22 protein-coding genes are annotated in these 25,039 nt (G+C 47.6%); 11 read left to right on the top strand and 11 right to left on the bottom strand.

Annotated features, from left to right (window positions below; all coding sequences use genetic code 11):
• Positions 1-4 precede the first annotated feature (4 nt).
• From AWU77_RS11810 to AWU77_RS11820, 3 genes are all read left to right on the top strand, one after another.
• Positions 5-1,807 (top strand): monovalent cation:proton antiporter-2 (CPA2) family protein, encoded by a 1,803-nt coding sequence (locus AWU77_RS11810; RefSeq protein ID WP_062063623.1) that lies wholly within the window; start codon positions 5-7, stop codon positions 1,805-1,807.
• A 98-nt stretch (positions 1,808-1,905) separates the two neighbouring features.
• Positions 1,906-2,622, top strand: a complete 717-nt coding sequence (locus tag AWU77_RS11815) for a phosphatase PAP2 family protein (RefSeq protein WP_062063625.1) — start codon at positions 1,906-1,908, stop codon at positions 2,620-2,622.
• Positions 2,613-4,265, top strand: coding sequence for a phosphoethanolamine transferase (locus AWU77_RS11820; protein ID WP_062063627.1), 1,653 nt, complete (start codon positions 2,613-2,615; stop codon positions 4,263-4,265). Before AWU77_RS11815 ends, AWU77_RS11820 begins: the two co-directional genes overlap by 10 nt.
• A 13-nt stretch (positions 4,266-4,278) precedes the next feature.
• On the opposite strand, the gene AWU77_RS11825 is transcribed toward AWU77_RS11820, so the two are convergent.
• The 10 genes from AWU77_RS11825 to AWU77_RS11870 all read right to left on the bottom strand — a co-directional run bounded on the left by AWU77_RS11825 (position 4,279) and on the right by AWU77_RS11870 (position 14,596).
• Entirely contained in the window at positions 4,279-5,631 is a 1,353-nt protein-coding gene (locus tag AWU77_RS11825; protein WP_062063629.1) for an ATP-binding protein, read from the bottom strand.
• Positions 5,607-6,272 carry a response regulator gene (locus AWU77_RS11830; protein ID WP_062063631.1) on the bottom strand — a complete coding sequence of 222 codons (666 nt, stop codon included), beginning with the start codon at positions 6,270-6,272 and terminating at the stop codon, positions 5,607-5,609. The genes AWU77_RS11825 and AWU77_RS11830 overlap by 25 nt, the downstream gene beginning before the upstream one ends.
• A gap of 48 nt (positions 6,273-6,320) precedes the next feature.
• Positions 6,321-6,671, bottom strand: a complete 351-nt coding sequence (locus AWU77_RS11835; protein WP_062063633.1) for a hypothetical protein — start codon at positions 6,669-6,671, stop codon at positions 6,321-6,323.
• A gap of 128 nt (positions 6,672-6,799) precedes the next feature.
• Positions 6,800-8,041, bottom strand: coding sequence for an RNA polymerase sigma factor (locus tag AWU77_RS11840; RefSeq protein WP_062063636.1), 1,242 nt, complete (start codon positions 8,039-8,041; stop codon positions 6,800-6,802).
• 56 nt (positions 8,042-8,097) lie between these two features.
• Positions 8,098-9,024 (bottom strand): hypothetical protein, encoded by a 927-nt coding sequence (locus AWU77_RS11845; RefSeq protein WP_062063638.1) that lies wholly within the window; start codon positions 9,022-9,024, stop codon positions 8,098-8,100.
• Positions 9,025-9,221: 197 nt separating this feature from the next.
• A complete protein-coding gene (locus AWU77_RS11850; protein WP_062063640.1) occupies positions 9,222-9,860 on the bottom strand; it encodes a glutathione S-transferase family protein in 639 nt (212 codons plus the stop codon).
• A 136-nt stretch (positions 9,861-9,996) separates the two neighbouring features.
• On the bottom strand, positions 9,997-10,959 hold the full coding sequence (gene yjfF / locus AWU77_RS11855; protein ID WP_062063642.1) for a galactofuranose ABC transporter, permease protein YjfF: 963 nt from the start codon (positions 10,957-10,959) through the stop codon (positions 9,997-9,999).
• The gene (locus AWU77_RS11860; protein WP_062063644.1) at positions 10,952-11,968 is read right to left on the bottom strand and encodes an ABC transporter permease; all 1,017 of its coding nucleotides are present in this window, start codon (positions 11,966-11,968) and stop codon (positions 10,952-10,954) included. Before AWU77_RS11860 ends, yjfF begins: the two co-directional genes overlap by 8 nt.
• Positions 11,969-12,032: 64 nt before the next feature.
• The gene (locus tag AWU77_RS11865; RefSeq protein ID WP_062063646.1) at positions 12,033-13,538 is read right to left on the bottom strand and encodes a sugar ABC transporter ATP-binding protein; all 1,506 of its coding nucleotides are present in this window, start codon (positions 13,536-13,538) and stop codon (positions 12,033-12,035) included.
• Positions 13,539-13,651: 113 nt separating this feature from the next.
• On the bottom strand, positions 13,652-14,596 hold the full coding sequence (locus AWU77_RS11870; RefSeq protein WP_062063648.1) for an ABC transporter substrate-binding protein: 945 nt from the start codon (positions 14,594-14,596) through the stop codon (positions 13,652-13,654).
• Positions 14,597-14,839: 243 nt separating this feature from the next.
• Here AWU77_RS11870 and AWU77_RS11875 point away from each other — a divergent pair, with 243 nt between their 5' ends.
• The 7 genes from AWU77_RS11875 (at position 14,840) to AWU77_RS11905 (ending at position 23,437) form a co-directional block, all read left to right on the top strand.
• Positions 14,840-15,811: a glycoside hydrolase family 43 protein gene (locus AWU77_RS11875; RefSeq protein ID WP_062063650.1), complete on the top strand. Its 972-nt coding sequence runs from the start codon at positions 14,840-14,842 to the stop codon at positions 15,809-15,811.
• A gap of 120 nt (positions 15,812-15,931) precedes the next feature.
• A complete protein-coding gene (locus tag AWU77_RS11880; RefSeq protein ID WP_202966648.1) occupies positions 15,932-17,608 on the top strand; it encodes a ribulokinase in 1,677 nt (558 codons plus the stop codon).
• Positions 17,608-18,300: an L-ribulose-5-phosphate 4-epimerase gene (locus AWU77_RS11885; RefSeq protein ID WP_062063654.1), complete on the top strand. Its 693-nt coding sequence runs from the start codon at positions 17,608-17,610 to the stop codon at positions 18,298-18,300. Before AWU77_RS11880 ends, AWU77_RS11885 begins: the two co-directional genes overlap by 1 nt.
• A 180-nt stretch (positions 18,301-18,480) precedes the next feature.
• Positions 18,481-19,998 carry an L-arabinose isomerase gene (gene araA, locus AWU77_RS11890; RefSeq protein ID WP_062063656.1) on the top strand — a complete coding sequence of 506 codons (1,518 nt, stop codon included), beginning with the start codon at positions 18,481-18,483 and terminating at the stop codon, positions 19,996-19,998.
• A 162-nt stretch (positions 19,999-20,160) separates the two neighbouring features.
• Complete coding sequence (locus tag AWU77_RS11895; RefSeq protein ID WP_062063658.1) at positions 20,161-20,760, top strand: beta-phosphoglucomutase family hydrolase; 600 nt, start codon at positions 20,161-20,163, stop codon at positions 20,758-20,760.
• Between the two features lie 183 nt (positions 20,761-20,943).
• Complete coding sequence (locus AWU77_RS11900; protein ID WP_062063660.1) at positions 20,944-22,293, top strand: MFS transporter; 1,350 nt, start codon at positions 20,944-20,946, stop codon at positions 22,291-22,293.
• A 175-nt stretch (positions 22,294-22,468) separates the two neighbouring features.
• Complete coding sequence (locus AWU77_RS11905) at positions 22,469-23,437, top strand: glycoside hydrolase family 43 protein (RefSeq protein WP_062063662.1); 969 nt, start codon at positions 22,469-22,471, stop codon at positions 23,435-23,437.
• Positions 23,438-23,473: 36 nt separating this feature from the next.
• Here the strand turns inward: AWU77_RS11905 and AWU77_RS11910 are convergent, their stop codons facing one another.
• A complete protein-coding gene (locus tag AWU77_RS11910; RefSeq protein WP_062063664.1) occupies positions 23,474-23,974 on the bottom strand; it encodes a lactoylglutathione lyase family protein in 501 nt (166 codons plus the stop codon).
• 95 nt (positions 23,975-24,069) lie between these two features.
• Between AWU77_RS11910 and AWU77_RS11915 the strand changes: the two genes are divergently transcribed.
• A complete protein-coding gene (locus tag AWU77_RS11915) occupies positions 24,070-24,939 on the top strand; it encodes a LysR family transcriptional regulator (protein WP_062063667.1) in 870 nt (289 codons plus the stop codon).
• The last annotated feature ends 100 nt before the right edge of the window (positions 24,940-25,039 follow it).

Genomic DNA, 25,039 nt, shown 5'->3' on the forward strand with positions numbered 1-25,039 from the left:
AACCATGGAACATCACGAAACACTGCTGCACGCGATTTATTATTTACTGGCGGCTACCATCGCCGTGCCGCTGTTTCGGCGCTTGGGGTTGGGGGCGATTTTGGGGTATCTGGTGGCGGGGGCAATTATTGGGCCCTACGAGCTGGGGCTGATTTATCAACCGGAAGCGGCATTTCAATTTTCTGAATTGGGTGTGGTGTTATTGCTGTTTGTAATTGGTTTGGAATTAAACCCGCAGCAATTGTGGAAAATGCGTTTTGATGTGGGGCTGCTCGGCGGCGCCCAAATGTTATTAACCGCCGCGATGATTAGCGGGCTGCTCGCGTTATTGGTCGAATTAACCTGGCAGCAGGGTTTTATGATTGGCCTTGCGCTTGCACTTTCATCTACTGCGTTTGCAGTGCCATTAATGGAAGAGCACAAGGTGATGGGCTCGCGTATTGGGCGCAAAGGTTTTTCAATTCTTTTACTGCAAGATCTTGCGGTCATTCCTATTTTATTACTGTTGGCCACTTGGTCGCCCTCGGCGAATGCTGCGCACCCGGTGCCTTGGTGGGTGGGGCTGTGCACTGTGGCATTTTTGTTGTTAGCTGGTGCGCGAATTTTTAATCCGCTTTTACAAATTGTGGCCAAATATGGCAGCCGTGAAATTCTTACTGCAGCCGGTTTATTAATTGTGTTGAGTGTTGCCTACTTAATGCAAATGGTGGGTTACTCCATGAGTATGGGTGCATTTTTAGCCGGCATGCTGTTGGCGCAATCCAGCTTTCGCCATCAGTTGGCGGCGGATATTGAACCCTTCAAAGGCTTGTTGCTCGGTCTATTTTTTATCGCCGTGGGCATGTCATTAAATTTACGTTTATTGTTTGCCGAGCCGCTGTTAATTGTCGCGCTGGCATTGGTATTAATGTTGATAAAAATAGCCGTAATTGCGTTGATATTGCGCTTGCGCCAGCATCCGATAAAAGACGGTATGTTAGTGGGAATTATGTTGGCGCAGGGTGGTGAATTTGCGTTTGTGGTGATGGCGACTGCCGGGCAATCGCACTTTATTCCCGATGATATTGCCAGTTATGTGGTGTTGGTGGTGGGTATTTCTATGGCGCTGACCAGCCCATTGGTGATGTTGCATGAGCAGATTACCCATAAGCGCTCGCTCAAGAAAAAAGCGCGCGCAGAAGCAACCCAAATCGCCAATGCACTCAAGGAGCTGGAGCAGCCAGAAGCTCAAAAGGCGGAAGTAATCATTGCGGGTTTCGGGCGCTTTGGCCAAATTATTGGCCGTATTCTTACCGCTGGTGATATCCCCTTTAACGCCTTGGATAAAAATCCTGATCATATCGAATTTCTAAAAAATTACGGCGTACAAAGTTATTACGGCGATGCGACTCGCCTTGAATTATTAGAGGCAGCGGGCATTCGCGATGCCAAAGTGTTGGTGATTGCCTTGATTAATATAGAAGCCTCACTCGCCATTACCAAGTTAGTTAAAATGCACTTTCCGCACATTACCCTGATTGTGCGTGCCCGCGACCGCGCCCACGCCTATCAATTGGCCGAGTTAGGAGTAGAGAATCCGATTCGCGAGATTTACGAATCCAGTCTTAGTGCTGCTGCGCGGGCGCTCATCGAAGTGGGTTATACCGAGGGGCAATCCCAGCATGCTATTGATATATTCCGCGAACACGATATGGGTTTGCTGCACGCCGCGATTGCGATGAGTAAAAATCCGGAAGAGTTAGCAGTTATGGTGAAACAAAGCCGTAAAGAATTACAGGATCTGTTCAGTAAGGATGTGCAGTTGTAATTTCAGATTGTATTTATCGGCATGGATTAGCGGGCATTTAAGGGAGAGCTAAGTTTTCTATTTTAAGATCATCGCTTTCATTATTGATGATCTCTTCTATGCCACTCTTTCGCAACAAACTGCTAGTCACGCATCTTCTTTATCCCTTGGCGGCATTGGCGATCGCCTCGATTATCATTGTTGTGGGGGATGTGGATCGTCGCTTGGCAGATTTTTTTTACTCTATTCAGGGCAATAGCTGGGCGATAAAAAATGCTTGGCTGGCTGAAACTTTTTTTCATAAGGGTGGTCGCGCGCTCTCACTATTGCTTGCTTTAATCTTGTTGTCTCTCGTTATCGCCTCGCACTTCAATCGTTTTTTGCGCCCCCATCAAAAACCCTTGCTCTATTTATTGTTGGCGGCTGCGGGCGGAAGTTTGTTAATCAGTGCTTTGAAGTCGCTACTTGCAGTGTCATGCCCTTGGGAATTTTCGCGCTATGGTGGCGATCTTCTTTATAGCAATGTGATCGATCAGTTGTTGTTGCGCAATGGTGAGGGCTGTTTTCCCGCCGGGCATGCGAGTGCGGGATACGCCTGGATTGCCGCTTATTTTTTTGGTTTACATTATCAATCGCCTTTACGCCGCTTTGGCTTGATCCTGCCATTGTTGGTGGGTTTTATCTTTGGTCTGGCGCAACAATTGCGCGGCGCACATTTTCTCTCACACGATCTCTGGGCGCTGGCAATCTGTTGGTTCTACTCACTCTTGCTCTATCTTATTTTTTTCAAGGCATCCGCGAAAACTAAAATTGAGGAGGCCTTGATATGTCTATAACTGCTTCTGCCGCTGCTCGTGTTGAACACAATGAAGTAGAGTTTAGTGCAAACACCATTGCGCTCTTGTCGGCACTCTTGTTTGTTGTGTTTTATAACGTAACATTTTTTGAAGCAATCTTCGGTTTGGTGAGTGTCGCCAGCTTGAAAGGTATTCTGTTTGTCGCCAATGTGAGTTTGGTGCTCTGGCTGTTTACCTCGTTGGTGCTGTCATTTATTGCACTGCCCTATGTTTTTAAGCCGGTGTTGTCGCTGTTGTTTTTTGTTGCCGCCAGTGTTGCCTATTTTATGGATGCCTATGGCGTAGTGATCCATCGCATGATGATTCAGAATGTGATGGAAACCGATATGGCTGAATCCATGGCGCTATTGAGCGGCAGGCTCTTGCTCTATTGGTTTGCTTTGGGAGTGTTGCCATCGTTATTGCTGTTAAAAGTAAAGGTGAAGTTTGGCAGTGTGAAGTTGGAACTTTGGCGTAAGGTTAAATTTATTCTGCTCACTTTTATCGGTTGCTTGGCATTGATCATGAGTATGTCGATGGACTATGCCTCGTTTTTTCGCAACCATAAAAATATCCGCCAAATGGCCAATCCGCTCAATGTTATTTATGCGGGTTTATCTTACGCAACCACTAGCAATCATCCCATCGTGGTGAAACCGATTGGACAGGACGCAGCGCTGAGCCCTTTTGGAAAAGCACAAGCAAAACCTACATTATTTATTTTAGTGGTGGGCGAAACGGCGCGTGCCGATCATTTTGCTATCAATGGTTATAACCGCGATACCACACCGCTGATTGCGCAGCAGGATATTATTAATTTCAAACGAGTTGGCTCTTGCGGCACAGAGACTGCTGTATCCGTTCCCTGTATGTTCTCCGCGCTTGAACGCAGCAACTATTCCGATGCAAAGGCCAAGGCACAAGAAGGGCTGTTAGATGTGCTAAAACATGCGGGGCTGTGGGTATTGTGGCGGGATAATAATTCCAGCTGTAAAGGAGCGTGCGATCGTGTTGCCTATGAAGACATGCAACACTTGCAAGTGCCGGATTTGTGCAACGAACGTGAATGTTTTGATGAGATTTTATTGCAGCAATTGAGTGAAAAAATTGCTACTACTAACGGCAGTAAAGTCATTGTGCTGCATCAAAAGGGCAGTCATGGGCCGGACTACTATAACCGCTATCCGCAAGACAAAACCTATTTCACGCCTGTGTGTAAAACGAATCAGTTGCAGCACTGTAGTCAAGCAGAAGTGGTGAATGCGTTTGATAATACGATTCGTTATACCGATTATTTTCTCAATCAAACTATTGAGTGGTTAAAACGCAACAGTGAAGACTACAACACGGCGTTGATTTATCTATCGGATCACGGGGAGTCGCTGGGGGAAAATCATTTGTATCTGCATGGTATGCCCTATTCAATCGCACCAAAAGAACAAAAACAGGTTCCTTTTTTTATGTGGTTATCCGCGGGTTATAAAACGGCCAATCATATCGACCAGCAGTGTTTGGCCAATCTCACCAGCAAGGACTACTCCCATGACAATTTATTTCATACTGTGCTGGGCATGTTGAATGTGCAAACCCAGGTATACGCTGCGGATTTGGATATAGTGCGCAGCTGTAAAAAAGCCTTGTAACCTTGGCGGGTTATTAAGGCTTTAACACCTGCGCGGGAAAGGTGACTTGCACACACAGGCCGGTTTGTTCTGCGGCATCATTGTTGTACAGACTTACCTTTAAATTTAAGCGATTGGCAATGGTGCGCACAATAGAAAGGCCAAGACCTGAGCCGGGTTGGTCATTGCCTAACACACGATAAAAAGGATCAAACACCCGTATTTGCTCGGCAATTGCAATACCTGGCCCTGAGTCGCGCACCAGTACTTCGGCGCAATGATTGTTCTCGCTTAATACAATTTCGATGTTCCCCTGTGGTGGCGTGTAGTGAATGGCATTTTCAATTAAATTTTTAAGCAGGATTTGTAAATCAATCGTTTGGCTATATACCTGAACATCATTGCCAATCACCGCGACATCAATTTTTTTCACCGCGGCCAAGGGCAATAAATCTTCCAGCAGCTCGCGCAATAAAGCTTTTACCGATAGCTGACTGTAGACGCTGATGTGTTTATCTTGCGCACGCGCCATAGTTAAGAGTTGTTCGATCAGAATGCGGGTGCGCTCGGTGGCGCGGTGCAAATTAATTAAGCGGTGGTGAATATTCTCTTGCCCTGAGCTGAGCTCAACCAAGCGCTCGGCTTGCAGCGAAATAGCGGTGAGTGGCGAGCGGAGTTCGTGGGCTGCATCGCGAACAAATTGTCGCTGCTGGGCGATGGAATCGCGCACGCGTGTTAATAGATGATTAATCGCGCCGACAAAGGGTGAAATTTCTGCTGCGAGATCGGTTTCGGGCAGTGAGGTTAAATTGTTGTCTGTGCTCTGATCGAGTTGCAGTGCCATTTTTTTTAAGGGTGCAAATACTTGGCGAATAAGATAACCAACCCAGAGCAATAAGAGTGGGATCAATATAATCAGCGGGATCAGCGTGTTGAGCGCACTATTGCGTGCGAGCTCATCGCGCACTTCCGTTTGCTGCCCCACCACAATACGCGCACCATTTGGAAATGTTTTTACCAGCAAGCGCCAGCTGGTATTTTCTACTAATCGTGTTTGTAATCCCTCGGGTAAGTCTGCCGGAAGATCAGTTAATTCAACGGTGCCTTGTTCTAGTGTGCTGTCTAACCACTGCACCACAAAATGAGATTCAGGGTCAGCGCTTGAAACTTCAATGGTCGTATTCGCCGCTGGCTGCACAATACGCTGATGATTAACTAATGCCGACAGCCGAATCAGTTGCTCGTCTTGCAGTTCAATCGCCTCTTCAAATGCCCACCAGTAGGAAAATAATCCCGCCACTAACGCCATGGCTAATATGGCGCTGGTCATGCCGATCGATAAGCGAAATTGCAGCGAATCACTCAGTTTGCTTTTGCGACCATCCACCCTAACCCCCGCACATTTTTTATGATGTCACTGCCAAATTTTTTGCGTAATGAATGAATAAAAAATTCGATTGCATTACTTTCTACTTCATCGCCCCAAGCATATATTTTTTCTTCCAGCTCGGCGCGCGATAAAATCGCACCGGGGCGCACCAGCAGTGCTTGCAGCAGAGCAAATTCTCGGGCAGATAAACGCAGCGGTGTTGCATCGGTGAGGCATGCTTCGCGTGTAACCGGGTCTAATGAAATGATGCCATTGCCCAATAATGGATTGGCGTTGTTGGCTTGGCGACGCAAAACGGCGCGCATACGTGCATTTAATTCGCCAAGGGCAAAGGGTTTCACCAGATAGTCATCGGCGCCTGCATCCAATCCGGCAATGCGATCTTCCAGCGCATCGCGCGCGGTTAATACTATGACCGGCAGGGAATATTGTTGCTGGCGGATACTGCGCAATACGCTAATGCCATCTTTGCGCGGCAGCCCCAAGTCCAATAACAAAAGATCGTATTGTTGGCTGGCAATTGCATGTAATCCGGCATCGCCATCTTTTACCCAGTCAACCGCGTAACCTGAATCTTTCAGGCTTTCAGCAACGGATTCGCCAATCATTTGATCATCTTCGATCAATAACACCCGCATGAAGTAACTCCGAGATAAACCACTGGTTTGCTGTGCCAGGCAATTGTTCTAGCTTAACGAGAGCAGGTGGCAGATACCACGCATATCGATAATGGCGATAACAAAAAATACAATAAATAATTGGCTCCAGCGAATATAGCGCCGGCACAGCGCAATAAAAACCGGATCATGGGTTTGCTCAAAGGCATTGGACATGATGAAGTGGTAGAGCGCTAGGCTGGTGGTGTCGTCTTGACGCTCTTCGCGGAGCTTAAATTGCTGAAAACTGTGCGGTAGATTTTTTTCGCTATAGCGAAGAATTGCACTGCGTAAATAAACCGTAGCCACAATGATGAGCAATAAAATCCCGCAGCTTGCGTAGGGGGCTATGTCAAGCAGTAGCGTAGAGGCGTTATACACAAGCGATTACCCATAGCAATAAGGTGCGATGTCTGTAACAGGCATTGCTCTGGATGATATCGACCAATACTTAGTTGAAGCTTAAAAAATATTGGTTAGGTTTGTTTTTTTAAAATAGTGTAAGCGCACTAGTGGCGCAAGCGAGTGATTTGTTTCTGCAAAAACCGACGCTCTGGTTCCTGTTCGGTTAACTCCAGCGCCATAGTGTAGGCAGCGGTTGCGCACTCAAGTTCCCCTAACTGGGCAAACAAATCCGCGCGCGCGGCATGGAGTAGGTAATAATCGGTCAGTTGTTGCTGTGTAATCAGTTGCTCGAGCAGGGTTAAACCGGCTGCTGGGCCATCGCGCATAGCGATGGCCACTGCGCGGTTGAGTTGAATAATAGGTGAGGGGGTGCGCAACAATAATAACTCGTAAAAACCGCAAATTTCCGCCCAATCGGTTTCGGCAAAGCTGGGCGCAGTGGCGTGCAGTGCAGCAATTGCCGCTTGCAAGCAGTAAATATCTACTTGCCCAGCGCTCAGTGCACGGTGAATTAATGCGCTGCCTTCCGCAATTTGTGCGTGATCCCATTGGCGCCGGTCTTGATCTTCCAGGCGAATTAAATCGCCGTTGTTATCACTGCGTGCATGGCGCCGTGAATCTTGAATTAACATTAAGGCAAGCAGGCCAAGCACTTCCGGCTCGGGCAATAAATCGGCCAGCAGACGCCCCAAACGAATTGCCTCTTGCGTTAATTCCTGGCGGATCAATACCGCGCCGGATGATGCGGAATAGCCCTCGTTGAAGACCAAATAAATTACGTGTAAGACAGCGTCTAATCGCTCCGGCAATTCATTGCGTGCGGGAATTTCGTAGGGGATGCTTGCAGTGCGAATTTTATTTTTGGCGCGCACTATGCGCTGCGCAAGTGTGCTGGGTGAGGTTAAAAAGGCGCGCGCAATTGCTTCGGTTGTTAGCCCGCAAATTTCGCGCAGGGTGAGTGCCATTTGCGCTTCCGGTGCAAGGCTCGGGTGGCAGCAGGTAAAGATAAGGCGCAACTGGTCATCTTCAAGATGGCTTGTGGCATCCTCCTCCTGTTCCTGAATTTCTTCTTCCAATTGCTCTGCCACATCTTCCAGCGAGACATGAAATTTGGCGCGGCGCCGAATCTGATCGATCGCTTTAAAGCGGCCAGTAGAGACTAACCATGCACGCGGATTATGCGGCACCCCCTCTTGCGGCCACTGCTGTAATGCGGCGGCAAAGGCATCGTGCATGGCTTCTTCAGCGAGATCAAAATCTTTTAACAGACGAATTAATGTCGCCAGTACACGGCGCGATTCGCTGCGGTAAATTCCATTGATTAAGGCTTCGATACTGGCTGGCATAGGTTTTCTTATCGGGAAAATAGACGCAACTAGAATAACCAGCCAGAGTGATCCTGTTAAGGCTTAAGGTGTAAGGATTTGCTGGAGGTGGAAATAGATCGAGGTTGAGCTGAATTGTCAGGAGCATTTAATAATGTCCACTCTTTTACACGCGGATGAAAAAACCCGCATTCTTCATAGGCGCGCTGGATAGTATTTTGTTGTTCCAGTAGCGCTATGCCTTTTTTCAATGCGGTAAATATTTCCTGCCCGCGCGGATGTTTTTTACTAACTGGCCAGTGGCGGCTACCTGGCAGGGTAACTTTCACTCCGGGAATTGGAATTAACTCCAGGTTTTCGACCTGCACTTTCATTTCAGGATTACTTTGAAACGGCGCTAGCGTTATATCGGCTCGGCCAGCCACTACCATGCGCACTATCTGCACCCAATAAGTTGCATAATAAATTTTTTTAATTCCCAGCGATTTAAGCGTAGCAATATCTGCTTGCCAGTGGTCATTAGATGCGGCGCTCAATTGGCGAATTTGTTCAAGTGTTGTAGCAGCAAGCGCGCGAGTATTGCTTGCGCGAGTATAAAGTCCGGCAATAAATTCACCTTCATGCACTAGCGCTTGGGTTTTAAATAAGGCTTTGGCATAGGGTTTTATATCATTGCGCCACATCAGTGCGCCGGAGATGGGCACTTGGCCGTCTTGTATTAATTTTAAAACCCGCAAATAACTATTTTCCGGGCGCAGCACCACTTTCCCTTCAAATCCACCCAGGTGTAACGCTTGTTGCAGCAGCACAATTTCAATCACATCGCGGCGCGCACCCGGACCGCCATAATAATTAATGGATAGTGGGTCGCGCTCGCCGACAAATAATTGGTAGTCCGCAATAATGTCCTCGTCCACTGCGGCGGTAATGGTATTACCGGTATGGCTAAGGAGCGTTATTAGTAAACCACCAATAACGCAACATAAGTGTGCAAAAAGTTTCAACCAGCTCTCCTTTGTGGAAAAGTCTCTAGCTCCTTGCAAATAACATCCAATGGGTGCAGCTATAGTGGGTGGTTATATTAAATTTTGTTTTTAATGGCATTTATGCCAGCAACTCTCTTAAGGAGTATTACGTATTAGTGTGACACGACACCTCAAGGGCATCAAATTTATCTATGACGGGGTAGGATTGGCGGGGCTTAAACATAAAGTGCAAGCGAGGTTTCTTCTGTTACACAAACTTGTCTTACCGATTTTCGCGTGGCCATGTCGCGTAAAAATCGCTCTAAATTTGGGAATGATAGCGGTGGCCGATTCAAGCCGCTGCCCCAATGCAACAACATAAACAGTACAAAATCGCAGGCGCTAATGTTGTCGCCCAACAAATATTTTTTATTTTCCAGCTCGTTATCGAGCAGCGAAAGCATCTCTTCAATGCGCTGTTGCTGCGCTTGTTTTATCGCTGCTTTACCAGATTCATCGCAGGTATGTTTTTGCGGATAAAAATAAACCATCAGTTCCGGTTGCAATGATGCGTTCAAATAAAATAACCACTGGTAAAATTTTGCCCGCGCAATTGTACCTTGCGCGGGCATCATGTTTTTTTCAGGGTGCTGTTCACATAAAAATAAACAAATAGCCGCACTTTCATAAATCGCTTCACCCTCAAAAACCAAGGTGGGAATTCTGCCGGTGGGATTTAATTTTAAATACTCAGGATTCTTTTGCGCTTCAGTTTTCCTATCAACCAGAACTAACTCATAATCCAATTGCATTTCAGCTAGCAGCATATGCGGTGCGAAACTGGCGTTGCGGGGGTAGTAGAATAGTTGGTACATAAACGCTCCATTTTATGAATCGCTAATTTAAGAGGTAACTTGTCTGGATATTATTTAATAATCCTAACATTTTTGCCAAACAAAAAAGCCCAAGGCTCTCACCTTGGGCTTTCGTTTTTCTAGGATAAGTTTACATCTATCTCGGCTTACCCCTTACCAACAACTGCTGCAATGCAATAAAACAAAAGAGTAATAATCCAATCACAATTTTTGTCCACCAGCTGCTTAGCGTTCCGTCAAATGAAATATAGGTTTGTACTACACCCATAATCAGCACTCCCATGAGGGTGCCGAACATATAGCCGTAGCCGCCGGTTAATAGTGTGCCGCCTATAACAACTGCGGCGATTGCATCCAGTTCTACGCCGACGGCGGCGAGGGAATAGCCGGAGAAGGTGTAGAAAGAGTAGACGATGCCTGCAAGCGTGGCGAGGAAGGCGCTGATAGCGTAGATGCGAATGGTGGTTTGTGCGAGTGGGATGCCCATGAGTGCAGCGGAATTTGCATCGCCACCCACGGCGTAAACGCGGCCGCCGAAGCGGGTGTAGTGAGCGACGATAATGGCGGCGACTAATACCAACAAACAAATGATCGTTGATGTGCCGACCCAGGCATCGCCGGGGAGCATAAAACCAAATGCGGCGACTTGATTGTAAAACTCGTGTTCGATGGGAATCGACTCTTCGCTGATCACACTCGCCAAACCGCGCGCAAAAAACATTCCTGCTAGCGTCACAATAAACGGTTGCATTTTGTAGTAGTGAATAATCGCGCCCATGATTGCGCCAAACGCTGTGCCGCCAATTAATACCACGGGAAACACCACCAGCGGATGCCATTGGTATTGGCTGATTAATACGCTGCACACTACGCCAGTTAAGGCGATCACCGCACCGACTGATAAATCGATACCGCCCGATAAAATCACAAAAGTCATGCCGACGGCGGCAATAATTAAAAAGGCATTATCGCTGAGTAAATTAAACAATACACGCGAGCTACCGAAGCCTTCAAATTGTACGGCGCCAATACCGAACAATAAAAAGAATAAACAGCAGGTGACGGCGAGTGGAATAAATTTTGGATTCAATTTAAGCATGGTTGGCCTCCTTCTTCTTCCAAATATTCAGCTGGCTTAATTGCTTTTGGAATAGTGGAGATTGCATTAACAATACGATAATAATCGCGCTGGCTTTAATCAGTAAATTAAATTTCGGTGGAATGCCACTGAGGATGATGGTGACGCTGAGCGTTTGAATAATCAATGCACCGATCACCGCGAGGAAAATAGAAAAGCGTCCGCCCATGAGCGATGCACCACCAATGACTACCGCGAGAATCGCATCCAGCTCTAACCACAAGCCTGCATTGTTTGCATCGGAACCTTTAATATCAGCTGCGGCAATCATACCGGCGAGTGCCGCACATAAACCCGCAACACAATACACACTCATTTTAATCGCTTTGGCGTTCAAGCCCATGTAATGACTCGCGGATGGATTGGCTCCCACTGCTTCAATATATAAACCCAGTGCGGTTTTGCGCGTTAATAACTGCACAATAACAAACGTGATGATCACCAGCACGACAGGGAAGGGCAGGCCGAGAAAATCGCCGGTACCTAAAAATGCAAAGCCCGCGTGATCAAAGGTGACTATCTGTCCTTCATTCATTAACTGCGCAATGCCGCGCCCGGCAACCATTAAAATTAACGTGGCAACAATGGGTTGAATACTCATATAACCGACGAGAAAACCATTGATCGCACCGGCAATTAATCCGGCCAGTAAACCTGCGCCAATGATGATTGCGAGATTATCTACACCCTTGGTGATGTAGTAAGCGCTGGCTGCACCGGCAATGGCCATAATTGAGCCGACTGATAAATCTACTCCGCCCGTTGCAATCACTAGCGCCATGCCGATGGCGAGTAGCGCTACTGGTGCCGCGCGATTTAATACATCAATGACACTGCCGTAAAAACGACCGTCTTTAAATTCAATATGAAAAAATTCCGGCGCGATGATGGCGTTGATTAACAATAACAACAACAAACCGGCGCAGGGCCACAAATAGCGGCGCAGGTTTGGATTTTTGCTTAGGTTCATAAACTTCTCTTTGTTTTTATGGATCCCCACTGCGCGAGGATGACGATTCCCATTTGACTATTGCTTAGCTCGCTGCAATCGCCTGCATAATGCGTTGCGGGTTAATATCGCTGCCATCCAGCTCAGCAACCTTGTTGCGGTCGCGCAGCACAATCACCTTGCTGCTAAATGCTACCAATTCTTCCAGCTCCGATGATGCAACTATCAGTGCTAGACCCTGATCGCACAGTTTGCGGATCAAACGAATAATTTCGGCGTGAGCACCAATATCGATACCGCGAGTCGGTTCATCGAGAATTAACAGCGACGGATTAGCGGCGAGCCAGCGGGCGAGAATCACCTTCTGTTGATTGCCGCCACTCAATTGTTCGATGGGCTTTTCAATATCGGAAGTCGCAATACTCAATTCTTTTACGTATTGATTAGCGATAGCTTCCTGCTCTTTGCGCGAAATAAATTTCCACCAGCCCTGTTTGATTTGGCGGGCGAGAATCATATTTTCGCGAATGGAAAGTTGGCCGAGAATGCCATCGTGTTTGCGGTCTTCCGGGCACAGCCCTATGCCTGCATCAATTGCGTCGCGCGGGGATGAAAAGTTGACGGCTTTGCCATTAAATATCACTGTGCCGCCGAGTTTTTTATCTACACCAAAAATCAAACGGCACAATTCAGTGCGTCCAGAACCGAGTAAACCGGCAAGGCCAACGACTTCACCTTTACCTACTTTAATATCGATAGGCGACAAGGTAGCAGTGCGGGTAATTCCGCTCACATCCAGCAGTGCGTCTGCGTTTTCAGTTTTGACCTGCGGTTTGTGCTCGCCCAGCTCTGCCAACTCTTTACCGAGCATGTGGCCAATCAATTCGCTGCGCGACAAGGTGGCGGCTTCAAATTCACCGACTAATTGCGCGCTGCGCAATACGGTAATGCGATCGCACACAGCGTAGACTTGATCGAGAAAGTGCGTCACAAAGGCGATGCCGATGCCGCGCGCTTTTAATTCGCGCATAATGCGAAACAGCGATTGCACCTCATCGGCGTCGAGGCTGGCAGTGGGTTCATCGAGAATCAACACTTTTGCAGACATATCCACGCCGCGTGCGATGGCGATTAATTGCTGCACCGCAATCGAGTAACCTGAGAGAGGCAGTGTGACGTCTATATCCAGATCGTAACCTGTTAATAATTCCTGCGCGTCGCGATTAACTTTATTCCAGTTGATTAAACCGAGTCGGCGCGGCTCGCGACCGAGATAAATATTCTGTGCAACGGTAAGATTGGGCAATAAATTCACTTCCTGATACACAGTGCTGATACCCAAATCTTGCGCATCGCCAGTGTTGTTAGGAAAGATCGGTTTGCCTTCTAATAAAATCTCACCGCCATCGCGCTGGTAAACACCAGTCATCACTTTGATCAGTGTGGATTTTCCCGCGCCATTTTCACCAAGTAATGCGTGAATTTCTCCCGCGTATAAATTGAAATCAACACCCTTTAAGGCGTGGACGCTGGGAAATATTTTGTGGATTCCCTTGAGTTGTAAAACGGGTTGTGCAGATTGGTTTTGCATAGCGATATTCTCATTAAATCTATAAGTCGTCATTCCCGCTTGCGGGAATCCAGTTTTTATCTGTTAATGATTAATGGATCCCCGCTACGCGAGGATGACGACTCCCTACTAAATTACTTAGCCTCACGCTTCGCCAATTCTTCTGCAGCATTTTCTTGCGTAAAAACAGCTCCGCCCATCTTGATCCATTTATCAAAATCTTTTTTGCCACCGCGGAATTCATTGATCACATCAAACGCAGGGCCACCCAGATGCGGGCTTAATTCCACCGAGACATTAATATCGCCTGCGACAATCGCTTTCAGCGCATCGTCAACTGCATCAACCGATACAATTAAAATATCTTTACCCGGCTGCAAACCCGCTTCGCGCACAGCTTGAATTGCACCCAGCGCCATTTCATCGTTATGCGCCCAAACTGCGCAAATATCTTTGCCGCCACCAGCCGCCTTAAGCATGGTTTCCATCACCTCTTTACCTTTAGAACGGGTAAATTCAGCGGTTTGGCTGCGCACAATTTTGGTTTCCGGAAACTTTGCGATGGTCTCGTTAAAACCCTTCATGCGGCCGATGGCAGCACTTGATCCAACAGTGCCTTGCAGTTCCAGAATCGAGCATTTGCCTTCGGTTTTTTCGGTAAGCCAATTTGCTGCGCGTTGACCCTCCAATTCAAAATCCGGGGCGATACGGGTGAGGTAGAGGGATTGATCGGTAACGGATACGTTGCGATCCAGAATCACTACTGGAATGCGTGCGCGTTTAGCCTCCATCAACACTGGCTGCCAACCGGTCTCAACGACTGGTGCAATTAAAATGGCATCCACACGCTGCGCGATAAAACTGCGCACTGCTTTAATCTGATTTTCCTGTTTTTGTTGGGCATCGGAAAATTTCAAGGTGATGCTGCGTTTTTCCGCTTCTGCTTTTACCGATTCGGAAAAGCTGGTGCGCCAGCCGGACTCGGAACCCACTTGGGCAAAACCGACAGTGAGAGCATTGGCGGTGGCGGTGATTCCGATTGCGGCGGCGAGCGTGAGAGTTTTAAACAGGGTTCTCATGAGGTGTCCTCGTGTTATTGGTATAAGGTGAATCATACCTGCTGATTATTATTAAAGTCATACAATATAAAGAGTGTCGTTAGGCCGAAGCAATGCAAATTACGCAGGTTTACCGATAAAACCGTCACGCTGGCGCTTGCTGACAAAACTTTTCGCGTCGAAGACTTGATTTAATTGTAATATAATATCAATATAAATCAACCCCAGCGCATATGCTGGTTGATGAGAATAAGAGAGGTGTAGATGCGAAGCTTAATCAAACCCCTAGTCCTGACTTTAGCTGCTGTTGCGGGTGCTGCGCAGGCCGCAAATCCGATTTTTACCGATGTGTTCACCGCTGACCCAGCGGCCATGGTGCATAACGGCAAGGTCTACCTCTATGCAGGGCATGACGAAGCGAAAGACAACACTAAATTTTTTGAGATGCACGATTGGTTGGTCTACTCCTCAGATGACATGGTCAATTGGGAATCCCATGGCCCGCGTCTGCGGGTAAAAGATTTCAAATGGGCTAAAGGCGATGCCTGGGCGAGCCAGATTATTGAGCGCGACGGCAAGTTCTATTGGTATATCACTGCGCGTCACAATGACACCAAACCCGGTTTTGCAATTGGTGTTGCGGTGGGTGATAGCCCGCTTGGGCCGTTTAAAGATGCACTGGGCAAGGCCTTGATTACCAACGATATGACTACCGATACCCCCAACGATTGGGACGATATAGATCCTTCCGTTTTTATCGACACTGACGGCCAAGCTTATCTGTTCTGGGGTAATAGCAAGGCCTATTACGCCAAGCTCAAGAAAAATATGATCGAGCTAGACGGCCCGATTATGGAAATTAAAGGTTTGCCCGACTTCACTGAAGCTATCTGGATCCATAAGCATAAAGACAACTTCTACCTGTCTTATGCCATGGGTTTCCCCGAAAAAATCGGTTACGCCATGAGTAAGAACATCAATGGGCCCTGGCAGTACAAGGGCATTTTGAATGAAGTGGCGGGCAATACGCCGACCAATCATCAGGCGATTATCGAATTCAACAACAAACACTACTTCATTTATCACACCGGAGCCGGGCGTCCGGATGGCGGGCAATATCGCCGTTCGGTGAGTATTGATGAGTTGTTCTACAACCCCGATGGCACCATCAAACGCATCATCATGACCAGCGAAGGTGTGACGGCCAACAAGGCTGTAAAACCCGCTAAGAAATAGACGTTCAGGCGCTCTTTAACCCCGTGAAAGCAATTGACATGGGGTTCTCTAATCTGAATAATATTGTCATACAATATTAACATCCTCTAATGAGGCAATAGTATAAAAATGGGTAATCATATGACCTCTTATGCCTTGGGGCTGGATTATGGTTCTGACTCGGTCAGAGCCCTGTTGGTAGATGCCCTGACTGGTCAGGAAGTGGCAAGTAATGTGGTTCATTACCCGCGTTGGAAAAAAGGGCTGTTCTGCGTTCCCGCAAAAGACCAATTTCGTCAGCACCCGCTCGACTATCTGGAAAGTCTTGAACAAGTGGTTCAAGGTCTGTGGAAGCTGGCTCCTGCGGGCGCTGCCGACAAAGTAGTCGGTATCAGTTTTGATACCACTGGCTCAACCCCGGTTGCGGTAGACAGCGAAGGTGTTGCGCTCTCGCTGAAACCTGAATTCGCCGAAAACCCCAATGCAATGTTTGTCTTGTGGAAAGACCACACAGCCATCAAAGAAGCACAAGAAATTACTGCGGCTGCTAACAAATCAGCAACGAACTATTTGAAATACGAGGGTGGAATTTATTCGTCCGAGTGGTTCTGGGCAAAAACCCTGCACGTATTGCGTGAAGATGCTGCCGTTGCTAAAGCTGCCTACCTCTGGGTTGAGCATTGCGATTGGATGTCAGCCGTTTTGACTGACACCACCCACCCGAGCCAATTGCGCATGGGGCGCTGCGCTACCGGCCACAAATTAATGTGGCATGAAAGCTGGGGTGGTTATCCGCCCAATGATTTCTTCGTGGGCATTGACCCTCTATTAAATGGTTTGCGCGATCGTCTACCGGCTGAGACCTTTACCTCAGATCAAGTGTGTGGCGGCCTCACTGCCAAATGGGCCGACAAACTTGGTCTGCCAATCAATACTCCAGTCGGTTTTTCTGCGTTTGATTGCCATATGGGCGCTGTTGCAGCAAAAGTAAAACCGGGTGTGCTCACCAAAATTATGGGTACTTCCACGTGCGATATTACCGTCGCCACTTACGCGGATATTGGCGATAAATGCATCGCGGGAATTTGCGGCCAGGTTGATGGTTCAGTAACACCGGGCTTGGTTGGTTTGGAGGCAGGGCAATCCGCATTTGGCGATTTGTATGCCTGGTTCCGCAATCTGGTGAACTGGCCGGTTGCCAATATTTTGCAAAACTCTTCACTGCTTGATGAAGAAACCAAACAAAAACTCACGCAAGAAATTGAAGATCAAACGCTGGTTGCATTGAGTAATGCGGCAAGCAAATTGGCGATTGGTGAGACGGGTATTACCGCGCTGGATTGGGTTAATGGCCGCCGCACTCCTGATGCCGATCAATCCGTTGCCATGGCGATTACCGGTTTGAAAATGGGCAGCGATGCACCGCATATTTTCCGCGCGTTGGTTGAAGCAACTGCCTATGGCGCGCGCGCAATTATCGAACGCTTTAAGCAGGAAGGTGTGGCAATTAATTCGGTAGTTGCGATTGGTGGCATCTCAAAAAAATCTGATTTTGTTATGCAAACCTGTGCCGATGTGTGGAACTGCCCCATCGAAGTTTTAGAGAGCGAACAAAGTTGTGCACTGGGCGCGGCAATTTTTGCTGCGGTTGCCGGTGGCGTTTATCCCACAGTGGAAGCTGCACAAAAAGTCATGGCTTCCAGCGTCTGCAAAACCTACACGCCTGACGCCAGTGCTGCTGCCATCTATGACGGCTTGTATCAACAGTATTTAACCTTGGCATCATTCGAAGACCAGCGTGCAGGAGGTAAGGCTTAATGAGCTACACCGAATTAAAACGCGAAGTCTTCGAAGCCAATATGGAACTAAACCGCCGCAATTTGGTGGTGTATACCTGGGGCAATGTATCGCAAATTGATCGCACAAAAGGCGTGATCGCAATCAAGCCGAGCGGCGTTGCTTATGAAGTGATGACGCCGGACGATATTGTGATCGTAGATTTGGAAAACCAAATTGTAGAAGGGAAGATGCGCCCTTCCTCCGACACCAAAACCCATACGCATTTGTATCGTCATTTTGAAAGCATCGGTGGCGTGACTCACACTCATTCGACTTATGCGACTGCTTGGGCGCAAACCCAACAGGCAATTCCGTGCTATGGCACCACTCATGCAGATTACGCCTATGGCGAAATTCCCTGCACAGCAGTGATGACCGACGAACAAATCGAGCGCGATTATGAAGAAGAAACCGGTGTGCAGATTACCGATTGTTTTAAAACGCGCAGCCCGAAAGAAGTACCCATGGTAATTGTTGCCGGTCACGCGCCTTTTACCTGGGGTAAAAACGCTGCGGATGCGGTTTATCACGCGGTAATTTTGGAAGAGATCGCACGCATGGCGTACTTAACCAAAACCTTACAGCAACAAACCGCGCCGTTAAAACAGGGCATTGTAGATAAACATTATTTGCGCAAGCACGGAAAAAATGCCTATTACGGGCAAAAGTGAAATTTTAATTAAGTAGGTAATCGTCATCCTCGCGTAGCGGGGATCCATGGGGGTAAATCAAAAGCTGGATCCCCGCTGCGCGAGGATGACGACGGATATACACAGATAATTTTGTAGGTTGGGTGGAGCGCAGCGATACCCGACACAAAAATTGAAAAATTATTTCCTGAGGAAAACAAAATGAAAATCTACGGCGATAAAGAAGTCTGGTTGGTCACCGGCTCACAAGATTTGTATGGTCCAGGCGTATTGAAACAAGTCGCCGAAAACAGCCAAAAAATTGCAGCGGGTTTAACTGAATCTGCCAACATTTCTATCAAGATTGTTGCGCAACCTACCGTTAAATCACCCAAAGAAATTTTGGCGGTCTGCCAAGCGGCTAACAGCAACCCCAACTGTGTGGGTTTGATTCTGTGGATGCATACTTTCTCTCCAGCAAAAATGTGGATTGCCGGGTTAAGCGCACTGAGCAAGCCTTATATGCATTTGCACACCCAGTTCAATGCAGAGCTGCCGTTTGCAGAAATTAACATGCACTTTATGAACCTCAACCAGTCTGCCCACGGCGACCGCGAATTCGGCCACGTGAGCACGCGTTTACGTCAAGAGCGCAAAGTGGTTGTGGGTCACTGGGCAACTGAATCGGTACAAAAACAAATCGACAGCTGGTGCCGTGTTGCTATGGGTTGGTATGCAAGCCAAAACCTGAAAGTGGCGCGCTTTGGCGACAACATGCGTCAAGTGGCGGTGACTGATGGCGATAAAGTAGCGGCGCAAATTAAATTTGGCTACGAAGTTCACGCTTACGGTTTGGGCGATCTGCAAAAAGTGGTTGATGCAGTCACCGACGAGCAAGTTGCGGCGCAAATCGAAATTTACAAAAAAGAATACGATGTAAACCCGGGTATTTTTGATGATGAGCATCAATACCAAATGCTGAAAAACGAAGCCCGTTTGGAATTGGGTATGCTGAAGTTTTTGACCGACGGCGAGTTTGGTGCATTCACCAACTGCTTTGAAAACCTGACCGGTTTGACCAACTTGCCAGGCCTTGCAACCCAGCGTTTGATGGCAGCTGGTTTTGGTTACGGTGGTGAAGGCGATTGGAAAACCGCTGCCATGGTACACATCTGTAAAGTCATGTCCAAAGGTCGCCAGGGTGGTTCATCCTTTATGGAAGACTACACCTATCACTTTGGTGGCGTTAATGTGGGTGGAGTGGACCAAGTATTGGGCGCGCACATGCTGGAAGTTTGTCCTTCTATTGCTGCTGCAAAACCAAAATTGGAAGTGCACCTGCACACCATCGGTTGCCGCAATGACATCGCGCGTTTGATTTTCACCGGCAAAGCGGGCCCTGCGCTGTGTATTTCTTTGATCGATATAGGCACCCGTTTCCGTGTGATTATCAATGAAGTTGACACAGTAAATCCTCCGCAAGAATTGCCGAAGTTGCCAGTAGCTAAAGCCCTGTGGGAGCCGCGCCCTAATCTGGAAATTTCTGCTGCTGCCTGGATTCAAGCCGGTGGTGCACACCACAGTGCTTACACTCAAGGTGTAACTGCAGATGAAATTGTTGACTACGCTGAAATGGCCGGTATTGAAGCGGTTGTAATCGGTGAAGACACCACTGTGCGTGCATTCAAAACCGAACTGCGCCACAACGCGGCTTACTATCATTTGAAAGATGGCGTTTGACTTAAATCTGTTTGCATCTGTAATGAATCAGGGCGCAATAAATTGCGCCCCTACGGTTGCGCGGTTTGTAGGGGCGTGATTTATCACGCCCATAATCAGGGTGTGGTTTAACGGAATCTGTGCTCTAATTTCTGCCTTAAATGGCAAACAAGAGAGCAAACGATGTACGACCACTATGAAGCACTGATATTTGATATGGACGGCACGCTGGTAGATAGCGGCCAATTACATGAGTTTGCATGGAGCACCATGTTGAATAAATACGGTATCCCCATTGATCGCCCTTTAATGCGTTCACTGGCGGGTGTACCCACTAAAGGCACTATTGAAATACTGCTGCAAAAATTCAACCTCAAGGTCGATGCCAGCCTTGATGAAATGAATGATTTTAAAGAGCAGGTTGTGCACGACAATATGCACAAGTATGTAAAACCAACTGCACTGCTTGAAGTTGCGCAGAAATACCACGGCATAAAACCTATGGCGGTTGGTACCGGCGCTTACACGCAGGAAGCAGAAACTATTTTGAAACTTTGCGGTTTGGATAAATACGTCAGCGCTGTGGTTGGTGCAGATCAAGTAGAAAATCCAAAACCCGCGCCGGACACATTTTTACGCTGTGCAGAATTGTTGGGCGTTGATCCAAAACAATGTGTGGTATTTGAAGATTCAAAACTGGGTTTGCAGGCTGCGGCAAGCGCAGGCATGGCGGGAATTGATGTGCTATTAGTCCACGCAGTAGAAAACGATTATTTTTTATAAGCTCTATTAATCGCAGTTAGCAAAAACAACAAACAGAATCAGCAAGATAGAACAGTTAGAAAGACCAGTTAGAAACAACAAACCGAAAACGGTGAGAGATAAAGGAAGCGGCATTTACTCATAGCGTAATGCCGCTTTTTTTAACTATGCGTTTTAACCAGAATTTATGAGGTAAGAATAATAATGCAAACACAAAAATTATCGGTTATGGAGAAGGTGGGATTTGGCGCGGGTGATATGGCGCTCAATGTGGTTATCTCCTCCATGATGTTAATCATCACTTTTTATTACACGGATATTTTTGGTTTGTCACCCATGGATATGGGCGTACTCTTTTTCACGGTTAAAGTCATTGGTGCGGTTTCCGATTTGGTCATGGGGCAGTTAACAGATCGCTTTACTTTTTTACAGGGTCGCTATCGCCCCTGGTTGTTGTGGCTGGCTATCCCCTATGCGGTAAGCGTGTTTTTTGTATTTACTACCCCTAACTGGGATTACGATGCCAAATTAATTTGGGCTTACTCCACTTACATCATGATGACGCTGATTACCTCCGGTGTTGGCATTCCCTATATCTCTTTGCCTAGCGCTTTAACCAGCGACCCTAAAGAAAAATTATCGGCTAATGGCTACCGCTTGTTTCTCGCCAAAATCGGCGCCTTTATGGTGGCGATTGTAGTGCCTGTGGTTGCCGGTATGTGGGAAGACAAATCTGTCGGCTATCAAGTTGCAATGGCAATTATGTCAGCAGTAGGTGCCGTGATGTTTTTGTTCTGTTATTTCAAAACCACCGAGCGAGTGACTCACGTGGTTGAACATCAGCCATTGTGGACGCAATTTTTGCAGCTGCTAAAAAATGACCAGTGGTTAATTCTTGTCGCCGTGTGTGTAACAGGAACCATCGGTTATGTAATTCGCGGCTCTGTGGCTATCTATTACGCCAAATATTATTTGGGGGGCGATGAAACGCTGGTGTCGGCATTTTTATCGACTGGTGTTGCCGCTGCTATTTTGGCGATGGTGGCGTCCACCTGGATCACCAAAATTTACTGCAAAATTAATTTGTTTCGCTACACCCAATTATTGGTGGCCGGACTCAGTGTGGCGATTTATCTTTTTGTAGGCCGTGAAGATGTGGTGCTCGCCTTTGTATTGTATTTCCTGTTGTCATTTGTGGTGGATTTGCATGCCCCTGTGTTCTGGTCAATCATTTCTGAAACCATTGATTACGGTCAAGTCAAAAATGGCAAGCGTGTATCCGGTTTTGCTTACGGCGGCATTTCAGTCGGCCAAAAAGCGGGAATGGGGATCGCCGGTTTGATGGTGGGCTGGCTGTTAACCTATTTCCAATACGTTCCCAATCAAGCGCAAACCGATTTTTCATTGATGGGCATAGCCTTAATGCTGTCGATTATTCCCGGCTTCTTTCATGCGCTGATGGGTTTGTTTATGTTTAAGTATCGCATCAATGACGGCTATTACGCAGAGCTGAAAAATACCATGCGTGCGAAAGGTTATATCGCAGAGCATTGATTTGTAGGTTGGCGGTGAGCTTGCGAACCCCAACATGTCCATCTTGCAGCGCCTGCCGTAAGCCGGAATATATATTTAATCGGGTTTTGGTTTGTGCGGGTGCATGGTCATGTTGGGGTTCGTTCCTCACCACCAACCTACATTAAGAATTAAATAGAAAGTATGGAGAGAAATTGTGAGCGAATTATTAACCCCATTAATCCCCCAGCGCGCCGATCCGTTTATTTATAAACATACGGATGGCTATTATTATTTCACCGCGTCGGTACCCCAGTATGACCGCATTGAATTGCGCCGCGCAAAAACTATTGCTGAGTTGGCGACTGCACAGACCGTAGATGCATGGCACAAGCCGGACACTGGCCCTTACAGTGAGTTGGTGTGGGCACCGGAAATTCATTTCAACAAAGATCCGTCATCAGGCGAATACGCGTGGTACGTTTATTTTGCCGCAGCGCCCAGCCGCGAAATTAAATTCGATTTGTTCCAGCACCGCATGTATGCGATTCGCAATAAAAACGCGAATCCACTCGAAGGCGAGTGGGAACTTATGGGGCAGGTGGATTCAGGTATTGATACTTTCTGTTTGGATGCCACTACCTTTACTCACAAAGATGTTCTTTATTATGTGTGGGCGCAAAAAGATGTAGGTATTCGCGGTAACTCCAATATTTATATCGCGCCGATGAAAACCCCGTGGGAATTGGCGAGTGAACCAGTGATGCTCACCAAGCCGGAATTCGAGTGGGAAATTCGCGGTTTCTGGGTTAACGAAGGCCCTTCGATTGTAAAACGCAACGGCAAAATCTTTTTGAGTTATTCCGCAAGCGCAACCGATGAAAATTATGCGATGGGTTTATTGTGGGCGGATGAAAATGCCGATTTGTTAGATCCTGCCAGCTGGACCAAATCCAAAGAGCCTGTGCTTTGCTCCGATATCCCTAATAAAATTTTTGGCCCGGGGCACAACAGTTTCACCTACGCGGAAGATGGCGATACCGTAATGCTGGTTTATCACGCGCGCACCTACACTGAAATTGAAGGCGACCCGCTGTGGAATCCTGATCGCCATACCTTTGTAAAACCTCTGCGTTGGAACGAGCAGGGCATGCCGGTATTTGGCAAGCCATCGATGATCGAATAGTCTGGCGCTGCAGATTTTCCGCTGGGGCGGTCTGGTTTAATAGGCGCCCTGGCTGTAAATCAGCTCATAGCTGTGGCTGTAAATCTCCAGGATATTGCCAAACGGATCTTCCATATAAATCATCCGATAGGGTTTTTCTCCCGGGTAGTAGTAACGTGGTTTTTCCATACGTTTTTTGCCGCCTGCGGCCACAATTTTCTCGGCTAGCGCTTCTACATTGGGGTCTTGCACACAAAAGTGAAAGATCCCGGTTTTCCAGTATTCAAAGTTATTCTCGGGGTTGACCTGATTGTTGAATTGAAATAATTCAACGCCAATGCGGTCGCCGGTGGACAAATGAGCAATGCGAAAACTGCCCCAGCCAGCGCCAAATACATCGGTGCACATATCGCCAATGGGGCTCTGATCTTCAATGATTTCGGTTGGCTTCATAATCAAATACCACCCCATGACCTGGGTATAAAACTCAACAGCTTTTTCCAGGTCGGGAACCGATATGCCGATGTGGGAAAAATTACGCGGGTAGTTGTTGTTCATGGTGTGCTCCTGTCGTTTTGCGAGTAGGGGCAGGTTACAAAGCTATAATGATTACGTAAAATTATCATTTCTTATTGTTTTGAGTATTTTTTGTAATGATAAATCCTCTTTGGTTGCGTAGTTTTTGTACTCTGGTGGAGTTGGGGCATTTTACTCGCACCGCTGAGCGCCTCCATATGACTCAGTCTGGCGTTAGCCAACAAGTGAGTAAATTGGAGCAACAATTAGGGGTGGCGCTATTGCAGCGTCAGAGCAGGCAGTTTTCTTTGACTGAGGCGGGTGATCGGTTGTACGCCGAGGCGCAGGTGATTCTGGCGGCCCTGGAGGGGTTGGGCCAGCGCCTTGCTGATGACCCACCCTATGCAGGGCAAGTGCGTTTGATGTCGCCCGGCAGTGTAGGGCTCAAACTTTATCCGCAGCTACTGGCGATGCAGCAAGAGTACCCGGCACTGGCGATTGATTACCGCTTCGCATCCAATGGCGCGGTGGAAAATGCGATTGCCACTGGTGCAGTGGATATTGGATTTATGACACGCATGTCGATGCAGGAAGAGGTGAGTTGCGAGGCAATTTCCCAAGAGGCGCTATTGTTGGTAACACCGGCGTCAGTCGACACGCCTGATTGGCTTGAGTTAAACCGTTTGGGGTTTATCGATCATCCAGATGGCGCCCATCATGCCGGATTGTTATTGGCTGCCAACTACCCCGAGTTTCAGCACAGCGATCATTTTGCCAAACGCGGCTTCTCCAATCAGATCAGCTTGATTCTGGAGCCGGTAAGCTTGGGGTTGGGTTTTACTGTATTGCCTGCTCATGCGGTTGAAGCCTTTGTAAAATCGTCGCTAATCCGGGTGCATGCACTTCCCTACCCCGTCTGCGAGACACTCTATCTCGGCTTGCGCCGCCATCATACTCAGCCTAACAGGGTTGCCAGTGTCGTTGCCAAAGTCAAAGCGCTGCTCTGATTATTCCCAGCTATTTATTGTTTTCACCGGGCTTTACTTGCCTTCAATTGTATGACAATATTAATTTATAGTAATATTGTATGACATATGGTTCATGCGA

Origin of the sequence: Cellvibrio sp. OA-2007 (assembly GCF_000953825.1) — a bacterium.
Classification (GTDB): Bacteria; Pseudomonadota; Gammaproteobacteria; order Pseudomonadales; family Cellvibrionaceae; genus Cellvibrio.

Coding starts and splice junctions, on each gene's coding strand:
- AWU77_RS11815 (WP_062063625.1), top strand. CDS start 1,906: ATGCCACTCTTTCGCAACAAACTGCTAGTCACGCATCTTCTTTATCCC.
- AWU77_RS11860 (WP_062063644.1), bottom strand. CDS start 11,968: ATGAACCTAAGCAAAAATCCAAACCTGCGCCGCTATTTGTGGCCCTGC.
- AWU77_RS11885 (WP_062063654.1), top strand. CDS start 17,608: ATGAGCTACACCGAATTAAAACGCGAAGTCTTCGAAGCCAATATGGAA.
- AWU77_RS11850 (WP_062063640.1), bottom strand. CDS start 9,860: ATGTACCAACTATTCTACTACCCCCGCAACGCCAGTTTCGCACCGCAT.
- AWU77_RS11820 (WP_062063627.1), top strand. CDS start 2,613: ATGTCTATAACTGCTTCTGCCGCTGCTCGTGTTGAACACAATGAAGTA.
- AWU77_RS11895 (WP_062063658.1), top strand. CDS start 20,161: ATGTACGACCACTATGAAGCACTGATATTTGATATGGACGGCACGCTG.
- AWU77_RS11900 (WP_062063660.1), top strand. CDS start 20,944: ATGCAAACACAAAAATTATCGGTTATGGAGAAGGTGGGATTTGGCGCG.
- yjfF (WP_062063642.1), bottom strand. CDS start 10,959: ATGCTTAAATTGAATCCAAAATTTATTCCACTCGCCGTCACCTGCTGT.
- araA (WP_062063656.1), top strand. CDS start 18,481: ATGAAAATCTACGGCGATAAAGAAGTCTGGTTGGTCACCGGCTCACAA.
- AWU77_RS11840 (WP_062063636.1), bottom strand. CDS start 8,041: ATGCCAGCCAGTATCGAAGCCTTAATCAATGGAATTTACCGCAGCGAA.
- AWU77_RS11810 (WP_062063623.1), top strand. CDS start 5: ATGGAACATCACGAAACACTGCTGCACGCGATTTATTATTTACTGGCG.
- AWU77_RS11910 (WP_062063664.1), bottom strand. CDS start 23,974: ATGAACAACAACTACCCGCGTAATTTTTCCCACATCGGCATATCGGTT.
- AWU77_RS11915 (WP_062063667.1), top strand. CDS start 24,070: ATGATAAATCCTCTTTGGTTGCGTAGTTTTTGTACTCTGGTGGAGTTG.
- AWU77_RS11865 (WP_062063646.1), bottom strand. CDS start 13,538: ATGCAAAACCAATCTGCACAACCCGTTTTACAACTCAAGGGAATCCAC.
- AWU77_RS11875 (WP_062063650.1), top strand. CDS start 14,840: ATGCGAAGCTTAATCAAACCCCTAGTCCTGACTTTAGCTGCTGTTGCG.
- AWU77_RS11870 (WP_062063648.1), bottom strand. CDS start 14,596: ATGAGAACCCTGTTTAAAACTCTCACGCTCGCCGCCGCAATCGGAATC.
- AWU77_RS11880 (WP_202966648.1), top strand. CDS start 15,932: ATGACCTCTTATGCCTTGGGGCTGGATTATGGTTCTGACTCGGTCAGA.
- AWU77_RS11830 (WP_062063631.1), bottom strand. CDS start 6,272: ATGCGGGTGTTATTGATCGAAGATGATCAAATGATTGGCGAATCCGTT.